The sequence below is a fragment of the Pseudooctadecabacter sp. genome (assembly GCF_965657175.1).
In the GTDB taxonomy this organism is placed as follows: domain Bacteria; phylum Pseudomonadota; class Alphaproteobacteria; order Rhodobacterales; family Rhodobacteraceae; genus Octadecabacter.
Map to the genome: position 1 here is coordinate 145,470 of NZ_CBFHNH010000003.1, position 15,033 is coordinate 160,502.

General features: G+C 61.6%; 15 protein-coding genes. 8 read left to right on the plus strand and 7 right to left on the minus strand.

The window, feature by feature from the left end; translation table 11 throughout:
* Positions 1-7: 7 nt before the first annotated feature.
* Complete coding sequence (gene ubiA, locus ACTG36_RS04720) at positions 8-967, minus strand: 4-hydroxybenzoate octaprenyltransferase (RefSeq protein WP_375280007.1); 960 nt, start codon at positions 965-967, stop codon at positions 8-10.
* Positions 968-978: 11 nt separating this feature from the next.
* On the opposite strand from ubiA, the gene ACTG36_RS04725 reads away from it, so the two are divergent.
* The 4 genes from ACTG36_RS04725 (at position 979) to ACTG36_RS04740 (ending at position 4,502) form a co-directional block, all read left to right on the plus strand.
* The gene (locus ACTG36_RS04725) at positions 979-1,719 is read left to right on the plus strand and encodes a 16S rRNA (uracil(1498)-N(3))-methyltransferase (RefSeq protein ID WP_375280008.1); all 741 of its coding nucleotides are present in this window, start codon (positions 979-981) and stop codon (positions 1,717-1,719) included.
* Positions 1,716-2,555, plus strand: coding sequence for a GNAT family N-acetyltransferase (locus ACTG36_RS04730; RefSeq protein ID WP_439141578.1), 840 nt, complete (start codon positions 1,716-1,718; stop codon positions 2,553-2,555). The genes ACTG36_RS04725 and ACTG36_RS04730 overlap by 4 nt, the downstream gene beginning before the upstream one ends.
* Positions 2,552-3,061: a hypothetical protein gene (locus tag ACTG36_RS04735; RefSeq protein WP_375280010.1), complete on the plus strand. Its 510-nt coding sequence runs from the start codon at positions 2,552-2,554 to the stop codon at positions 3,059-3,061. The genes ACTG36_RS04730 and ACTG36_RS04735 overlap by 4 nt, the downstream gene beginning before the upstream one ends.
* A gap of 70 nt (positions 3,062-3,131) precedes the next feature.
* A complete protein-coding gene (locus tag ACTG36_RS04740) occupies positions 3,132-4,502 on the plus strand; it encodes a glutamate--cysteine ligase (RefSeq protein ID WP_439141580.1) in 1,371 nt (456 codons plus the stop codon).
* 89 nt (positions 4,503-4,591) lie between these two features.
* Here ACTG36_RS04740 and ACTG36_RS04745 read toward each other — a convergent pair whose 3' ends face one another.
* The 6 genes from ACTG36_RS04745 to ACTG36_RS04770 are packed head-to-tail and all read right to left on the minus strand — an operon-like array spanning position 4,592 to position 8,683.
* Complete coding sequence (locus ACTG36_RS04745) at positions 4,592-4,846, minus strand: hypothetical protein (protein WP_375280012.1); 255 nt, start codon at positions 4,844-4,846, stop codon at positions 4,592-4,594.
* Positions 4,843-5,445 carry a glycerol-3-phosphate 1-O-acyltransferase PlsY gene (gene plsY, locus ACTG36_RS04750; protein WP_375280013.1) on the minus strand — a complete coding sequence of 201 codons (603 nt, stop codon included), beginning with the start codon at positions 5,443-5,445 and terminating at the stop codon, positions 4,843-4,845. Before plsY ends, ACTG36_RS04745 begins: the two co-directional genes overlap by 4 nt.
* The gene (gene pyrC, locus ACTG36_RS04755; RefSeq protein WP_375280014.1) at positions 5,438-6,706 is read right to left on the minus strand and encodes a dihydroorotase; all 1,269 of its coding nucleotides are present in this window, start codon (positions 6,704-6,706) and stop codon (positions 5,438-5,440) included. Before pyrC ends, plsY begins: the two co-directional genes overlap by 8 nt.
* A 53-nt stretch (positions 6,707-6,759) precedes the next feature.
* Positions 6,760-7,308: a hypothetical protein gene (locus ACTG36_RS04760; RefSeq protein ID WP_375280015.1), complete on the minus strand. Its 549-nt coding sequence runs from the start codon at positions 7,306-7,308 to the stop codon at positions 6,760-6,762.
* Positions 7,308-7,724, minus strand: a complete 417-nt coding sequence (locus ACTG36_RS04765; protein ID WP_375280016.1) for a hypothetical protein — start codon at positions 7,722-7,724, stop codon at positions 7,308-7,310. The genes ACTG36_RS04760 and ACTG36_RS04765 overlap by 1 nt, the downstream gene beginning before the upstream one ends.
* Positions 7,721-8,683: an aspartate carbamoyltransferase catalytic subunit gene (locus ACTG36_RS04770; protein WP_375280017.1), complete on the minus strand. Its 963-nt coding sequence runs from the start codon at positions 8,681-8,683 to the stop codon at positions 7,721-7,723. Before ACTG36_RS04770 ends, ACTG36_RS04765 begins: the two co-directional genes overlap by 4 nt.
* A gap of 97 nt (positions 8,684-8,780) precedes the next feature.
* On the opposite strand from ACTG36_RS04770, the gene ACTG36_RS04775 reads away from it, so the two are divergent.
* The 4 genes from ACTG36_RS04775 (at position 8,781) to ACTG36_RS04790 (ending at position 15,025) form a co-directional block, all read left to right on the plus strand.
* Positions 8,781-9,560 carry a uracil-DNA glycosylase gene (locus tag ACTG36_RS04775; protein WP_375280018.1) on the plus strand — a complete coding sequence of 260 codons (780 nt, stop codon included), beginning with the start codon at positions 8,781-8,783 and terminating at the stop codon, positions 9,558-9,560.
* Positions 9,557-10,096, plus strand: coding sequence for a molybdenum cofactor biosynthesis protein B (gene moaB / locus ACTG36_RS04780; RefSeq protein WP_375280019.1), 540 nt, complete (start codon positions 9,557-9,559; stop codon positions 10,094-10,096). Before ACTG36_RS04775 ends, moaB begins: the two co-directional genes overlap by 4 nt.
* 87 nt (positions 10,097-10,183) lie before the next feature.
* Positions 10,184-11,641: an efflux RND transporter periplasmic adaptor subunit gene (locus ACTG36_RS04785; protein ID WP_375280020.1), complete on the plus strand. Its 1,458-nt coding sequence runs from the start codon at positions 10,184-10,186 to the stop codon at positions 11,639-11,641.
* Positions 11,642-11,644: 3 nt separating this feature from the next.
* A complete protein-coding gene (locus ACTG36_RS04790; RefSeq protein ID WP_439141584.1) occupies positions 11,645-15,025 on the plus strand; it encodes an efflux RND transporter permease subunit in 3,381 nt (1,126 codons plus the stop codon).
* The last annotated feature ends 8 nt before the right edge of the window (positions 15,026-15,033 follow it).

Sequence of the window (15,033 nt, forward strand, 5' to 3'; positions counted from 1 at the left end):
GGTTCAATCATAGGAAAAACGCGACGGCGAAAAACGGCAAGGGGATCAGGCCTGCATCGCGGTTGGACCGGAACAGGCGCAGCAGGTGGGGGCCGTCGTCCGCGTCAAACGTGCGCAGCTGCCACGCCAGATGCCAACCCATGGCCCACGGCCCACCCAGCGCCACCACCAACGCCAGAATAGACGCGTTTTGCGCGGCCCAAACGATGGCAAGGCCCAACAGCACAATCGTGTTCATCAAGAACAAACGCAGCCATTTGCGGGTCGCATCGCCAAAGAGCCGTGCTGTGGATTTGACCCCGATCAACGCGTCATCTTCGGCGTCCTGATGGGCATAGATGGTGTCGTAGAAAAGCGTCCAGGCGATGCCGGCCAGATAAAGGACAAAGGCGGGCCATTCCAATGCGCCGGTGTGGGCTGTCCATGCCAGCAGCGCCCCCCAGTTGAAGGCAAGGCCCAAAAACACCTGCGGCCACCACGTGAACCGTTTGGCGAAGGGATAAATGGCCACCGGAATGAGAGACGCAAAGCCAAGAAAGACCGCATTGGGGGGGAAGGTCAGCAGAATCAGCAAAGCCACCAGCGATTGCGCAGCCATCCAGATCAGCGCGGCCCGCACGCCCACCTGCCCCGATGGAATGGGCCGTTGCGCCGTGCGTTCCACCGATCCGTCGATGTGCCGGTCGGTGATGTCGTTCCACGTGCACCCCGCACCACGCATGAGAAACGCGCCCAACGCACAGCCAAGCGCGATCCATGCATCATAAAGGCTGGCGCTGCCCGTGTGCAGCATCGCCAACAGCAACGACCACCAGCAGGGCAGTAACAACAGCCACGTGCCGATCGGCCTGTCCGCACGGCTTAACCGCAGAAAGGGCCGCGTGCGCGCAGGGGCCCAAGTGTCGACCCAATTGCCGGTCACAGCATCGGCAATCGGCCCCTCTGGTGTCCCGTCTTGATGGGTCATATGGTCCTCACATGGCACGGAAAAACAATCACATTCGGCTCTATGTAGATCATCCTTTGGGGGCGGCGCAAAGGGTCAGCCTGACGCGGGATCAGGCGCATTATCTGTTCGGGGTTATGCGGTTGGGGCTGGGCGGCCCCGTAGCCCTGTTCAACGGGCGCGACGGCGAATGGCACGCGCAGGTGAGTGAGACTGGCAAGAAAGGCGGCGTCCTGACCTGCGTCGACCAGATCCGCCCGCAAACCGCCCCGCCGGATCTGTGGCTGGTCTGTGCGCCGATCCGCCGTGAACGGCTGTCGTTTATGGTGGAAAAGGCGGTGGAATTAGGGGCCGCGCGGATTGTGTTGATGCAGACTGAGTTCACTCAAGACGCCAAGCGGGTCCGTGTCGACAAATTGCAGGCCACCGCCATCGAAGCAGCGGAACAATGTGAGGCGCTGGTGGTGCCTGAAGTCACCGAGGTCACCAAGTTCAAAACCCTGATGGACGGCTGGGACACCACCCGCCACATCATGTTCTGCGATGAGGCCGCCGCCGGGGCCGCCACTGCCCTGCCCGACGCCTCCGCCCCGAATACCACCAACCCGTGGGCCGTATTCATCGGACCCGAGGGGGGGTTTTCCGACACCGAACGCGCGCGCCTGCGTGAGGTGGCGTCGCCTGTCTCGCTCGGCCCGCGCATCCTGCGTGCAGAAACGGCAGCGATTGCAGCCCTGACACTGTGGCAATCGCGGCTGGGGGACTGGACGTGACTTGGCGACGCGTCACGCAGGCCGATGTCCCGCTGGTGGAGGCTTTCTTGAAACGCCACATCGAAACGTCCGTTTTTCTGGTGACCAACCTACGCCGCTATGGCCCCGACGGCGGCCCAGAGGCCTACGCTATGACATATTGGATGACCGGCGATCCAGTGTCTGGCGTGATCGCGCAATCTACGACCGGCACAGTCATGGCGCAATGGCCGGACGCGGGCGATTGGGCTAAGGCCGCAGCCGTTCTGCCTGCCCCTGTCACGGGCGTCATTGCCGATGGCGATCAGATGCAGGCGTTTTTGGCGGCAACCGGATTGACGACGGCGCCGACGATGCTGGATGCCGACGAAACCCTCTATGCTCTCGACCTTGCTGACCTGAACGCGCAGCCCGGGCCTGCGCAATTGCGGGCCCTGACCGACGCGGACCGAGGCATCTTGGTTCCGTGGCGCACAGACTATGCCGTCCACACATTGGGCGAGCCTGAAAACACCGCCCCCGCCCGTGCTGAAGCCGAGATTACCCATTTCATCGCAGCCAGATCCCACCGTCTTTTGGTAGATGGTGAAGTGGCATTGTCGATGACCGGCTTCAACGCGGTGGTCGATGATCTGGTGCAGGTCGGCGGAGTGTATACTCCGCCAGCCGAACGCGGGCGTGGACTGGCGCGGCGTGCGGTGGCTTTGCATCTGGAAGAGGCACGCGCGTCGGGCGGGACCCGTGCGATCCTCTTTGCCAACGATCCGTCAGCGATGGCTGCTTATAAGGCTGTCGGATTTCACTCCATTGGACGGTTCCGGTTGGTGACTTTCACAAACCCGCAGGTGTTGGCATGATCCGCCCCGAAGTCAAAACGCTCGCCTGGAAATGGCGGGAGGTTCTCTTTGCCGCCGCTGTGGCGGGGCTTGGTTTGTGGTGGGGCGCGGTATCCTTCGGGGTGATGGTCTGGCTGGGCTATGGCGTGGCGGCAGTGGCAGTGATGCTGGGGATCGCTGCGGCCCAAAAGGTGCGGTTTCGCGGGGACAGCGACGGGCCGGGCGTGGTCGTTCTGGATGAACGGCGCGTGACCTATTTGGGGCCTGAGGATGGGGGGGTCGCAGATTTGGACCTGATGGTGCAACTTGATGTGACACCGGCACCTGCGTGGCGGCTTATCAACGGGGATGGCAACTACATCGACATCCCCACAAATGCCAAAGGGGTTGAGGTTTTGTTCGACGCCTTTACCGCGCTTCCGGGCCTTTCGACGGAACACATGCTGTCGGTTCTTCAGCGCACAAAGCCTGCGCGCATGACCGTCTGGATGGCACCAGACCACAGACCTTACAAACAGGTGCATTGACACCGCCGCCCACAGGGGCCAACGATGAAGTCCCAACGCGGAAAACGGCCCAAGTTCAGGAGCGCCCATCATGTCCATTCCACAGTCCGGCGGCGGTCCGATTGAACGCCACGAACAACTTGCCGAATATCTTGCCGAGGGATGCAAGCCCAAGCAGGATTGGCGCATCGGCACCGAACATGAAAAATTCGGCTACTGTGTTGAGACCCACAAACCCCTGCCATTTTCTGGTGAACGATCCATTGAGGCCGTGCTGTCCGGCCTGCGCGATCGCTACGGCTGGGCCCCTGTGACCGAAGGCGGGTTCCTCATCGGGTTGGAAAAGGACGGCGCCAACGTATCGCTGGAACCCGGCGGCGCGTTGGAGCTGTCAGGCGCACCGGTTGAGACGATCCACCAGACCTGTGACGAAGTGAATTCTCATTTGGCCGAGGTCAAATCCATCGCCGATGAGATCGGCGTGGGCTTTATCGGGCTGGGCGCGGCCCCTGAATGGTCCCACGATGAGATGCCCCTGATGCCCAAGGGCCGCTACAAGCTGATGGATGCCTATATGGATAAGGTGGGCACCAGCGGCAAAATGATGATGCGCCGGACCTGTACGGTTCAGGTGAACCTCGATTTTTCATCTGAGGCGGACATGGTGCAAAAGATGCGCGTGGCGTTGGCGTTGCAGCCCGTGGCTACGGCGCTCTTTGCCAATTCGCCGTTCTGGGAAGGCAAACCCAACGGTCACAAATCATGGCGCAGCCGCGTGTGGCGGCATCTGGATGATGCGCGCACGGGCATGTTGCCTTTTGTGTTTGAGGACGGCTTCGGGTTTGAACGGTGGGTGGAATACGCCCTCGATGTGCCCATGTATTTTATCTACCGCGATGGGGAATACGTAGATGCGCTGGGTCAGTCATTCCGTGATTTTCTGCGCGGCGAACTGCCCGCTCTGCCCGGTGAAACGCCGACCCTGTCGGATTGGGCGGACCATCTGACGACAGCCTTCCCCGCAGCGCGGTTGAAGAAATTCATCGAAATGCGCGGGGCCGATGGCGGGCCATGGCGGCGGTTGTGCGCGTTGCCCGCGTTTTGGGTCGGTCTGACCTATGACCAAGAGGCTTTGGATGCAGCTTGGGACCTGTGCAAAAATTGGGACGCGGAGACACGCGAGGCGTGGCGCGTCGCAGCTTCGGTCGACGGGTTGCAGGCGCGCGTGGCCGGGCAGTCCATGCACGACATCGCCCGCGAGGTTGTGGCGATTGCCGAAACGGGCCTCAGGAACCGCGCGATGCCCGGTGCGGGCGGCTTGGTGCCCGATGAGACCCATTTTCTGAACGCGTTGAAGGAAAGCATCGAAACCGGCAAGACACCGGCGGACGAATTGCTGGACGATTATAACGGGGACTGGGGCGGCGATCTGAGCAAGATTTACGCGGCCTATTCTTATTAGGATCGAATTTGGCTACGCCAAATCCGACCAGCTGGGGGTTTCACACCCCCAGACCCCCGTGGAGTATTTGAGGCAAAACGAAACGAAAATCAGCCGCGGACGGTGAGGTCATCGACAAAGGCGCGCACTTTGGCCTCCGTCATTTCACACGGTTTGAGAAGGTCGCCTGCGGCAAGGTGATAGAGGTTGAGGCTGATATAGTCTGATCCGTCCAGCGCCTCGGCCACCAGTTTTTCGCCTTTGCCGTTTGCGACATGGGCGTGGGTGACGATCCAGTCCTTGCCATGGGCCTGACCGCGAAAGGTGCCCAAGGGCAACTGGGCAAGCTTTTGGGCGAAGCTCACTTTTGGCCGATTTTGCTTTCCTCGCCAGACACAAGGCGATGAATGTTGGTGCGGTGACGTGCGAAGATCAGCGCCCACAGCGCGGTTGTCAGTACGAAGACACCGGGCCAACCAAAGAACGCCGCAATGGGCGCGCTGAGGGCGGCCACCAGCGCAGCCAGTGACGAGTACCGCAAGAGTGCGGCAGTCGCGAGCCAAGCAACGGCGGCGACGACGCCCACGGGCCAGAGGACGCCGAACAGGACGCCATAGAAGGTGGCGACGCCTTTGCCGCCGTTGAATTTCAGCCAGACGGGAAAGCAATGCCCGATCATTGCCGCAAAACCCGCCAGTTGTGCCACATCCGGCCCCGCCACAGCGCGCGCCAACAGGACGGCCACAAGGCCTTTGCCAGCGTCAAAGAGCAACGTCAGCGCCGCTGCCTTTTTGGACCCCGTGCGCAAGACATTCGTCGCGCCAATGTTGCCCGACCCGATGTCGCGCAGATTGCCCAGCCCCATCACGCGCGCGATGATCACGCCGGACGGAATAGACCCGATCAGATAGGCGATCACAGCCCAGAGTGCGAAGGTGGGCAGGGTATTGACGATCTCAGGCATCCAGAGCCTCCGTCATATTCACGCCGCCCACGTAAGTGGCTGTGACCTGACCTTGTAGGATTGCCCCGTCGAAGGGGGTGTTCTTGGATTTTGATTTCAGCGCGAAACGGTCCAGCCGGTGGCTGGCATCGGGATCAAACAGCACCAGATCGGCCGGCGCGCCCGGCGTCAGGCGCCCGCAGGTCAGACCCAGCCTGTTGGCGGGGTTCAGCGACAGGGCGCGGAACAAAGTGGGCATATCCAGATGGCCGTTGTGCACCAGCCGCAGGGCGGCGGGCAGCAGGGTCTCCAAGGCCACGGCACCGCTGGCGGCCTCCTCATAGGGCAGGCGTTTGGATTCCTCATCCTGCGGGGTGTGCATGGAGGAAATGATGTCAATCAGGCCGGAGGACACGGCCTCAACCACCGCCAAACGGTCCTCTTCGGCGCGCAGAGGCGGTTTGAGTTTGAAGAACGTGCGGTAGTCAGCCACGTCCATTTCATTCAACGTCAGGTGGTGGATGCCCACACCTGCGGTGATGTCCAACCCGTTGGCCTTCGCCCGTTCCAGCGCAGGCAAGGCGCGGGCGGTGGTGATTTGATCCACGTGGTAGGCCGCACCGGTCATTTCCAGCAGCGCCACATCACGGTCGAGCCCCATGCGTTCGGCCATGGGCGACACGCCGGACAGCCCCCGTAGGGTGGCGAATTTGCCGGACGTCACGGCCCCGCCAGAGGACAGGCCCGGTTCTTGCACATGGCCGATGACCAGCGCGCCGCAGGATTTGGCATAGGTCAGCGCGCGGCTAAACACCTTGGTGTCGGTGATCACGCGGTCGCAATCGGTAAAGGCCACGGCACCTGCATCCATCAAGAATCCGATTTCGGTCATCTCACGACCCGCGCGGGACTTGGTCAGGGCGGCCATGGGCAGCACGTTGACGGCGGCATCAATGCTGGCACGACGTTCGACAAATTCCAACGTCTCAGGCGTGTCGATGGCAGGATCGGTGTCAGGGCGGGTGACAATGGTGGTAATGCCACCAGCCACAGCGGCGCGGCCTGCTGAGGCGAAGCTTTCTTTATGACGCTCACCAGGTTCGGAGACTTTGACGCCGATGTCGACAATGCCAGGGGCAAGACACTGACCATGGCAATTGATCCGCGCGTCCGGTGTATCGCCCGGATCGCCGATCACCCCGCCGTCAATCATCAGCGAACCGATGGTATCGGTGCCGGTTTCAGGATCAATCAGGCGGGCATTTTCAAGGAGCGTCTTCATGAGGTTCCTTTTGCACCGCATGCAGGCGGCGGTAAATGTATTTGTGCGCCTGTCTAGCCTGCAACCCAGATCATCAGCCAGACCAGCAGGGCCATCAACAGCAAAGCCACAGTGGCAATCCGGCCGGACATGGCCGCGTCCGACGGCTTTTTTTTCTGCGGCGGGTCTTCCAGTACAGCCTCTGGGTCGGGGTTGGGCAAAGGCTCAAACGCGATGTCAGCCTCTGGTTCACGCAAGGTGGCAACCAATATGGCCTCCCCATCGGTGTTGAGCGTCACGGGACGGTTTTTGAAGGCACCGGAGCGGATCAACAGCAGCAGACCGTCAAAATCATCCAACCCGTCAAGGGCCGCTTTGTTGGCGGCGATGTCGTCCTCATTGACCTCATAGCCTGCGCGCAGAAAGTCGGTGACAGTCATGTCGTCGAGGCTGCGGGTCTGCAGCTGTTGCACATCACTTGCATCAATCACGTCGATGCCCAAAGCGCGGCACAGCCGGTCATAAACGCCCATGTGGCCGATTTCCATGGCCAGTTGGTAATCCGCTTTGAACACCCGCACGAGGCCATGTTCATGCATGCTTACTGTAGTGCCGTCGATCATCAGGGGTCCCCTTTGGCGGTCATGATGGCGCGCGCCAAGGCAGCACCATCTTCTGGGTAGAACAACTTCGGACCCTTGCCGATGTTCCCTGCCAGTTGGAGGCGCACGCCGTTGCCTTCGGCGCGCGTGTTCTCCACGTCGTCCAATGCAATCGAGTGTCCGCCTTGCTGGATGATCCGCCGGTTGGTGATCCATGCGCGGTGGCGGCCCAAACGCACCCGTTCTTGGGCGAGCAATACGGTCGTGACGAACAGGGGCACCGCGGGCCAGAATGTATCCGGAAAGACGATCAAGAAGGCCGCGACCGGAAACAAAGTCAAAACGATCATCAACAGAGCCGTGCGTTTGAACCGACGCAAGGACGGCACGTGATCAAAGACGACCTGCTCGCCGTCTTCCAGCGGTGGGCCGCTCATGCCATGACGCCCGCCGCTTTTGCGCCCCGTGCTGCGCGCAGGTTGCGCGCCAAAAGGTCCATGGCCGCCATGCGCACGGCCACCCCCATTTCAACCTGTTCCTGAATGACGCTGCGGTTAATGTCGTCGGCGATCTGCCCGTCGATTTCCACGCCGCGGTTCATGGGGCCGGGGTGCATGACGATGGCATCATCCTTGGCATAGGACAGCTTTTCGGCGTCCAGCCCGTAGCGGTGGAAATATTCGCGCTCAGACGGGATGAACCCGCCGTCCATGCGTTCCTTTTGCAGGCGGAGCATCATGACAACGTCCACGTCGCGCAAACCCTCGCGCATGTCGTGGAAAACCTCGACCCCGAACTCTTCCACCCCGCTGGGCAACAACGTGGGCGGGCCGACCAGACGCACGCGGTTCTCCATCTTGCCGAGCAGCATGATATTTGACCGCGCCACGCGGCTGTGCGCCACATCGCCACAAATCGCAATCGACAGCCGGTGAAGCCGCCCCTTGGCACGGCGGATGGTCAGGGCATCCAGCAGGGCCTGCGTGGGGTGTTCATGCCGCCCGTCACCTGCGTTCAAAACAGCGCAATTTACCTTTTGCGCCAGAAGGTCGACTGCACCGGAATTGGGGTGCCGGACGACCAGCAAATCAGGACGCATGGCGTTGAGGGTCAACGCCGTATCAATCAACGTCTCCCCCTTTTTGATGGAACTGGCCTGCATCGCCATGTTCATGACATCCGCGCCAAGGCGCTTGCCCGCGATCTCAAAACTCGCCTGTGTGCGGGTGGAGTTTTCGAAGAACATGTTGATCTGGGTCATTCCCTCCAACACGTCGCGGTGCGGGCGGCCGATGCGATTGTGTTCGGCGTATTGGTCCGCCAAATCCAACAGGGTCGTGATTTCCGTCGGGTGAAGGTGTTCGATGCCAAGAAGGTGCGACGCGCGAAAAGACATGGGGCCTCCGATCCGGGTTTTGGCGGTTATAGGGGTGTGCCGGGGGCGCGGCAAGATCAGCGCGTGAAGTCCCCGTTCCGGCGCGCTAGGATGGGGCATGGAATCGGCTGTGGACTATTGGACATCGAAAGCGCTTCTCGACTGGCAGGTTGAGATGGGCGCGGATGAGGCCATTTGCGACACCCCCGTCGACCGTTATGCGCTTGAGGCGAAAAAGCCCGCACCCAAAGCAGCCCCCGTGGCCGACGCCCCGCCCCCCGTGCCGGAAACCATCGAAGTGGACGCCGTGCAAACCGCCCGTGAGGCCGCCGCCGCCGCGTCCGACATCGACGGGTTGCAGGCCGCCCTGTTGGCGTTTGAACATTGCGAACTCAAAGACAGTGCCCGAAGCTTTATCTTTGCCGATGGCGTGCCGGGGTCCGATGTGATGATCGTCACCGACGCGCCAAACCGGACCGACGACCGCGCAGGTCAGATCATGTCAGGGCCTTCGGGCGTTTTGTTTGACAAGATGATCGGCGCCATTGGCCTGTCCCGCGTGGGCGAAACGTCGGTCTATATCGCGCCGGTCTGCCCGTGGAACCCGCCCCAAAACCGTGACGCCAATGCAGCAGAACTCGCCATGATGGAGCCGTTTTTGAAACGTCACATCGAACTGGCCGCCCCCAAACTGGTCGTGCTGATGGGCAACGGCCCCTGTCAGGCCCTGCTAGGCCGCAGCGGCATGACACGGTTGCGCGGCACATGGGCCAATGCGGTGGACCGCCCTGCCCTGCCAATCTTTGCGCCGTCTTTCCTGATGGCCAACGGGGCGGCAAAACGGGATGCTTGGGCAGACCTCTTGGCGCTGAAAGCGCGGTTGAAAGACGTGACATGACCCTTGATATGACCCGCGATTTCATTCCCGTGCGCATCGCCATCCTCAGCGTCAGCGACACCCGCAGCCTTGACGAAGACCGGTCCGGCCAGACGCTGGTGGACCGTCTGCAAGACGCAGGCCACATCCTCGCCGATCGTAAAATCCTGCGCGATGAACGCGCCCAGATCGCGGACCAATTGCGCGCATGGTGCGCGAACCCGGATGTTGACGTGATTTTGTCCACGGGCGGCACCGGCCTCACGGGGCGCGATGTCACTGTCGAGGCGCACCGCGACGTCTATGAAAAAGAAATCGACGCCTTCGGCACGGTCTTTACCCACGTGTCCATGGCCAAAATCGGAACATCCGCGGTCCAAAGCCGCGCCACGGGTGGTGTGGCCAACGGGACGTATCTTTTCGCGCTGCCCGGCAGCACCGGTGCATGCAAGGATGCGTGGGACGAAATCCTCGTCAAACAGCTCGACTATCGGCACCGGCCCTGCAACTTCGTCGAAATTCTTCCGCGATTGGATGAACACCGGCGACGGAAATGATCTGTCGGCCCGTAAGATCCGTAATACCTACGACTTGGAACCGCACAGGTGCGGCCTAAGTTATTTGGGGATCATAGGAGAATTCGCATGCAGTTTCTGAGACGGTCTCTGGTTGGTATCTTTTTGTTGGCGGTCACCTTGGCGCTGTTCGCATGGGCCGGCAACACGGTCCGGCTGGCCGTACAAGAACGCATGAACGCCGAACCCCGCAGTTTTCCCCAACGTGAACGGGTGTTGTCGGTGAATGTCGTCGACGTCATCCCGCAGGTGATCGCCCCTGAATTGATTGTTTTTGGCGAACTGGCCAGCGCCAACACCCTCGACATCCGCGCATTGGCCGGTGGCACCGTGCTTGAGGTCTCTCCCAACTTCGTGGACGGCGGACGTGTCGCCGAAGGGGAGGTTCTGGCCCGTATTGACCCGCGTGACGCCCAATCCGCCCGTGACAGGCTCGCCGCTGATCTGCGCGATGCCGAGGCCGAATTGCGCGATGCCGACCGTGCGCTGATCCTCGCCCGTGACGAATTGGCCGCAGCCGAAGATCAGGTCGTGTTGCGGCAACAGGCCTTGACCCGCCAACAGGACCTCGCGGATCGTGGTGTGGGCACAGCTGCCGCAACGGAAACGGCGGAACTGGCCCTGTCCGGCGCGCAGCAGGCGGTGCTGGCACGGCGCCAAGCGCAAGCACAGGCGCAAGCGCGCATTGATCAGGCGGCCACGCGGTTGGACCGTGCTAAACTCAACCTCGCGGATGCGGACCGCGCTTTGACCGACACTGAAATCGTGGCACCTTTCGCTGGCACTTTGGCGGGCGTATCCGTGGCGCGGGGTGAACGGGTCACCGCCAACGAAACCTTGGGCGAGTTGATCAAGAAAGACGATCTTGAGGTGTCGTTCCGCCTGTCCACCGCCCAATACGCGCGACTTGTGGGCGAAGACGGCACGCTGAACGCAGCCCCCGTCACTGTCGCCTTGGAAGCACAGGGCCTGACGTTGATGGCAACGGGTGAAATCACCCGCGAAAGCGCCGTTGTGGGCGAAGGCCAGACGGGCCGATTGCTCTTTGCCAAGATCGACACCACCGCAGCCCTGCGGCCCGGTGATTTCGTGACCGTCTCAGTGACCGAGCCTGAATTGCGCGGCGTGGCCCGTGTGCCGTCCACCGCTGTGGGGGCCAATGAAACCGTGCTGATGCTGGGCGACGAAAACCGTCTGGTTGAGGTTTCAGTCGATGTGTTGCGCCGCCAAGGCGACGATGTCCTCATCCGCGCGCCCGAGGCCTATGGCAAACAGATCGTGGCCGAACGCTCCCCCCTTCTGGGGCAGGGCATCGCGGTGCAACCGATTGATCCGAATGCCGAACCAGAGGTTCCTGAACAGGTTGAAATGATCACGCTTGAAGACGACCGTCGCGCGCGCCTGATCGCCTTTGTCGAAGAAAGCCGCATGCCGCCGCCCGTCAAAACGCGCATCATCGGGCAGTTGGAACAAGATGAGGTCCCCTCTGACGTGGTTGCCAATATCGAAGACCGGATGGGGAGCTAGACCATGCTCAAACCCGGCGGCATTCTGTCCTACCTCACCCGTCATCGCACAGCGGCAAACCTGTTGATGGTGGTCCTTCTGGCCGCTGGCATCGCGGCCTACCCCAAGATGCGCGCGCAGTTCTTCCCAGATGTAATCATCGACAATGTGACTGTGTCTGTCCAATGGTCCGGCGCAGGCGCAGAAGACGTGGACGCGGCCATCGTTCAGGTCTTGCAGCCTGCGCTTTTGGCGGTTGAGGGGGTCACGAACACGACCTCGACGTCATCCGAAGGCAGCGCGCGGATTTCGATGGAGTTTGAACCCGGCTGGGATATGGCCAAAGCCACCGAAGACGTGCAACTGGCCGTGGACGCCACATCCAACCTGCCCGACGACGCAGAAGACCCCAACGTGCGGCGCGGGCAATGGTCGGACCGAGTGACGGATGTGGTTATCACTGGCCCCGTCGCCCCCGAACAACTGGGCCGGTTTGCCGATGAATTCACCGTGCGGCTGTTCGCCCAAGGCGTCACACGCACCACCATTCGCGGCGTTGCGGCCCCGTCCACCATCATCGAAGTGCCGTCGCTGGCGCTCATTCGCTACGACGTCACCATGCAGGACATCGCCGCCGCCATCGCGGAGGAGGTCAACGCGGACCCCGCAGGCGATGTGTCAGGGGCCGCCCGCGTCCGCACCGGTGTCGAAAAACGCACCGCCGATGAGATTGAAGCCATCGCCCTGCGCACAGACGCAAGCGGCGCGACCTTGACCATTGGCGATGTGGGGCAGGTGTTCGTCGAAGGTGTCGACCGCGAACGCGCGTATTTCGTGGGCGATGATCCGGCCATCACCATCCGCGTGGATCGCGCTGCGACAGGTGACGCCATTGATGTGCAAAACACCGTGCAACAGGTGGCAGATGCCTATGACGCGACACTGCCCCAAGGGGCCAGCATTGAACTGATCCGCGCCCGCGCTGAATTGATCACGGGCCGTTTGAATATCCTGTATGAAAACGCGGCCTTGGGATTGGCCCTCGTTGTGGCGCTGTTGTTTCTGTTTCTGAACGCGCGCATCGCGTTTTGGGTCGCCGCCGGTATTCCTGTGGCCTTGGCCGGTGCCATTGCACTGATGTGGGCGGCGGGTCTGACGATCAATATGATCTCCCTCTTTGCGCTGATCATCACGCTTGGCATCGTGGTCGATGACGCCATTGTGGTGGGCGAACACGCCGATTATCGCCACCGCAAGCTGGGTGAAAGCCCCGCTGAGGCGGCTGAGAATGCGGCCAAAAAGATGTTTAGTCCCGTGTTCTCGGCCACGCTGACAACCATCATCGCCTTTTTCGCGCTGGTCCTCGTGGGTGGGCGGTTCGGTGATCTGATCGCCGACATACCGTTCACCGTCATCGTTGTTCTGATCGCGTCGCTGATCGAATGTTTCCTGATCCTGCCCCACCACATGTACAAAGCGCTGAAAGCCGGTGAAGGCGGGCAAAAGTGGTACGACGCCCCGTCCCGCGTGGTGAACCGTGGCTTTGACTGGGTCAAAGACCGCCTGTTCCGGCCCTTTATGGCCGGCGTGATCTGGGCACGCTATCCGGTCATGGCGCTGGCCGTGGTGTTGCTGGCCGTGCAGGTCAGCGGGCTGATCCGTGGCGACGTGGCATGGCGGTTCTTCAACGCGCCCGAACAGGGCAGCGTGACCGGCAATTTCGCCATGCTGCCTGGTGCCACCCGCGAAGACACGCTGGAAATGATGCAATCGCTGCAAGAGGTGACCGAAACCTTGGGCGCGGAGTATGAAGAAGAATACGGAACCAACCCGCTGAACTACGTCATCGCTGAAATCGGTGGCAATTCGGGCCGTGGCATCGCGGGGGCCGCCACAAAAGACGCGGACCAATTGGGGGCCATCGCAATCGAATTGATCGACGCCGACAGCCGCCCCTATTCCAGCTTTGCCTTTGTGGCCGAACTGCAAGACCGCGTGATCCGCCACCCCATGGTCGAAACCGTCAGCTTCCGGTCTTGGGCAACAGGTCCAGGCGGGGACGACATCGACATCCAGTTGTTCGGGGCCAATTCCGACGTATTGAAAGACGCGGCAGAGGCGTTGAAAGCGGAACTGGCGCAGTTTGGCGAAGTCTCCGCGTTAGAAGACTCGCTGTCCTACGACAAAGAAGAATTGATCCTTGAATTGACCCCGCAGGGTCAGGCCTTGGGCTTTACCATCGACGGGTTGGGCCGTGTGTTGCGCAACCGTCTGGGCGGGATTGAGGCCGCGACCTACCCCGACGGGCCCCGGTCTGCCACGATCAGGGTGGAACTGCCGGATGGCGAGCTGACGGCGGATTTCCTCGACCGGACGCAAATGCGCGCGGCCAGTGGCATTTACGTGCCTCTCGCCGATATCGTGACGGTGCAATCGCGCACGGGGTTCAGCACGGTGACCCGCGAAAACGGGGTGCAGCTGATCTCCGTCACCGGCGATCTGACCGATGACGACGCCGACCGCGCTACCGAAATTCAGGAACTGATCCAGACCGACATCCTGCCCCGCATCCAAAGTGCGTTCAGCGTGTCGTCGTCCCTGTCGGGCCTGAGCGAACAGGAGGATGAATTCCTCAACGATGCGCGCATCGGGCTGATCTTCTGTCTGACGGGGATTTTCCTTGTGCTCGCGTGGATTTTCCAAAGCTGGTCGCGCCCGCTGGTCGTCATGGCGATCATCCCCTTTGGTCTGATCGGCACTATTTACGGCCACGCCGTGTGGGAGGTTCCCCTGTCGATCTTCACGGTCGTGGGGCTGCTCGGCATGACTGGGATCATCATCAACGACAGTATCGTGCTGGTCAAAACCATCGATGAATACGCCGAAACACGCGGGTTGGTGCCTGCGATCATCGACGGCGTCAGCGACCGGCTCCGCCCTGTCTTGTTGACCACTTTGACGACGGTTCTGGGCCTCGCGCCGCTGTTGTACGAAGGGTCATCGCAGGCCGAGTTCCTCAAACCCACGGTGATCACGCTGGTCTACGGTCTGGGCTTTGGCATGGTGCTGGTGCTGTTCATCGTGCCGTCCTTGATGGCCATGCAGGGCGATGTGGGCGTGCAGGTGCAATCGGCCAAACGCGGGCTGGCCAGCGGCACCCGCGCCATTGCGCTGCCGGTGCGCATTGCCGCCCTCGGCGTGATCGGTTTGTTTGCCGCGATCGTCTTGCCGACCCTTGCCACAGGCGCACCTTGGGCGCCCTTGGCCGCAATCTTGCCGATGCTCTATGCGGGTACGGGTGCTGCTTTGGGGATGTTTGTGCTGGCGACGATGGTCTGGCTGGTGCTGGTCTATATCGTGGCCGGATTGGTCGTCGCGTTCAGCCGCCGACGCCGCACGGCCTAGGGTCCTGA

Excerpts from the sequence above, each read along its gene's own strand:
- plsY (WP_375280013.1), bottom strand. The coding sequence starts at position 5,445 with ATGCCTGAGATCGTCAATACCCTGCCCACCTTCGCACTCTGGGCTGTG.
- ACTG36_RS04775 (WP_375280018.1), top strand. The coding sequence starts at position 8,781 with ATGGAATCGGCTGTGGACTATTGGACATCGAAAGCGCTTCTCGACTGG.
- ACTG36_RS04740 (WP_439141580.1), top strand. The coding sequence starts at position 3,132 with ATGTCCATTCCACAGTCCGGCGGCGGTCCGATTGAACGCCACGAACAA.
- ACTG36_RS04785 (WP_375280020.1), top strand. The coding sequence starts at position 10,184 with ATGCAGTTTCTGAGACGGTCTCTGGTTGGTATCTTTTTGTTGGCGGTC.
- ACTG36_RS04790 (WP_439141584.1), top strand. The coding sequence starts at position 11,645 with ATGCTCAAACCCGGCGGCATTCTGTCCTACCTCACCCGTCATCGCACA.
- ACTG36_RS04760 (WP_375280015.1), bottom strand. The coding sequence starts at position 7,308 with ATGATCGACGGCACTACAGTAAGCATGCATGAACATGGCCTCGTGCGG.
- moaB (WP_375280019.1), top strand. The coding sequence starts at position 9,557 with ATGACCCTTGATATGACCCGCGATTTCATTCCCGTGCGCATCGCCATC.
- pyrC (WP_375280014.1), bottom strand. The coding sequence starts at position 6,706 with ATGAAGACGCTCCTTGAAAATGCCCGCCTGATTGATCCTGAAACCGGC.
- ACTG36_RS04725 (WP_375280008.1), top strand. The coding sequence starts at position 979 with ATGGCACGGAAAAACAATCACATTCGGCTCTATGTAGATCATCCTTTG.
- ACTG36_RS04765 (WP_375280016.1), bottom strand. The coding sequence starts at position 7,724 with ATGAGCGGCCCACCGCTGGAAGACGGCGAGCAGGTCGTCTTTGATCAC.
- ubiA (WP_375280007.1), bottom strand. The coding sequence starts at position 967 with ATGACCCATCAAGACGGGACACCAGAGGGGCCGATTGCCGATGCTGTG.
- ACTG36_RS04735 (WP_375280010.1), top strand. The coding sequence starts at position 2,552 with ATGATCCGCCCCGAAGTCAAAACGCTCGCCTGGAAATGGCGGGAGGTT.
- ACTG36_RS04770 (WP_375280017.1), bottom strand. The coding sequence starts at position 8,683 with ATGTCTTTTCGCGCGTCGCACCTTCTTGGCATCGAACACCTTCACCCG.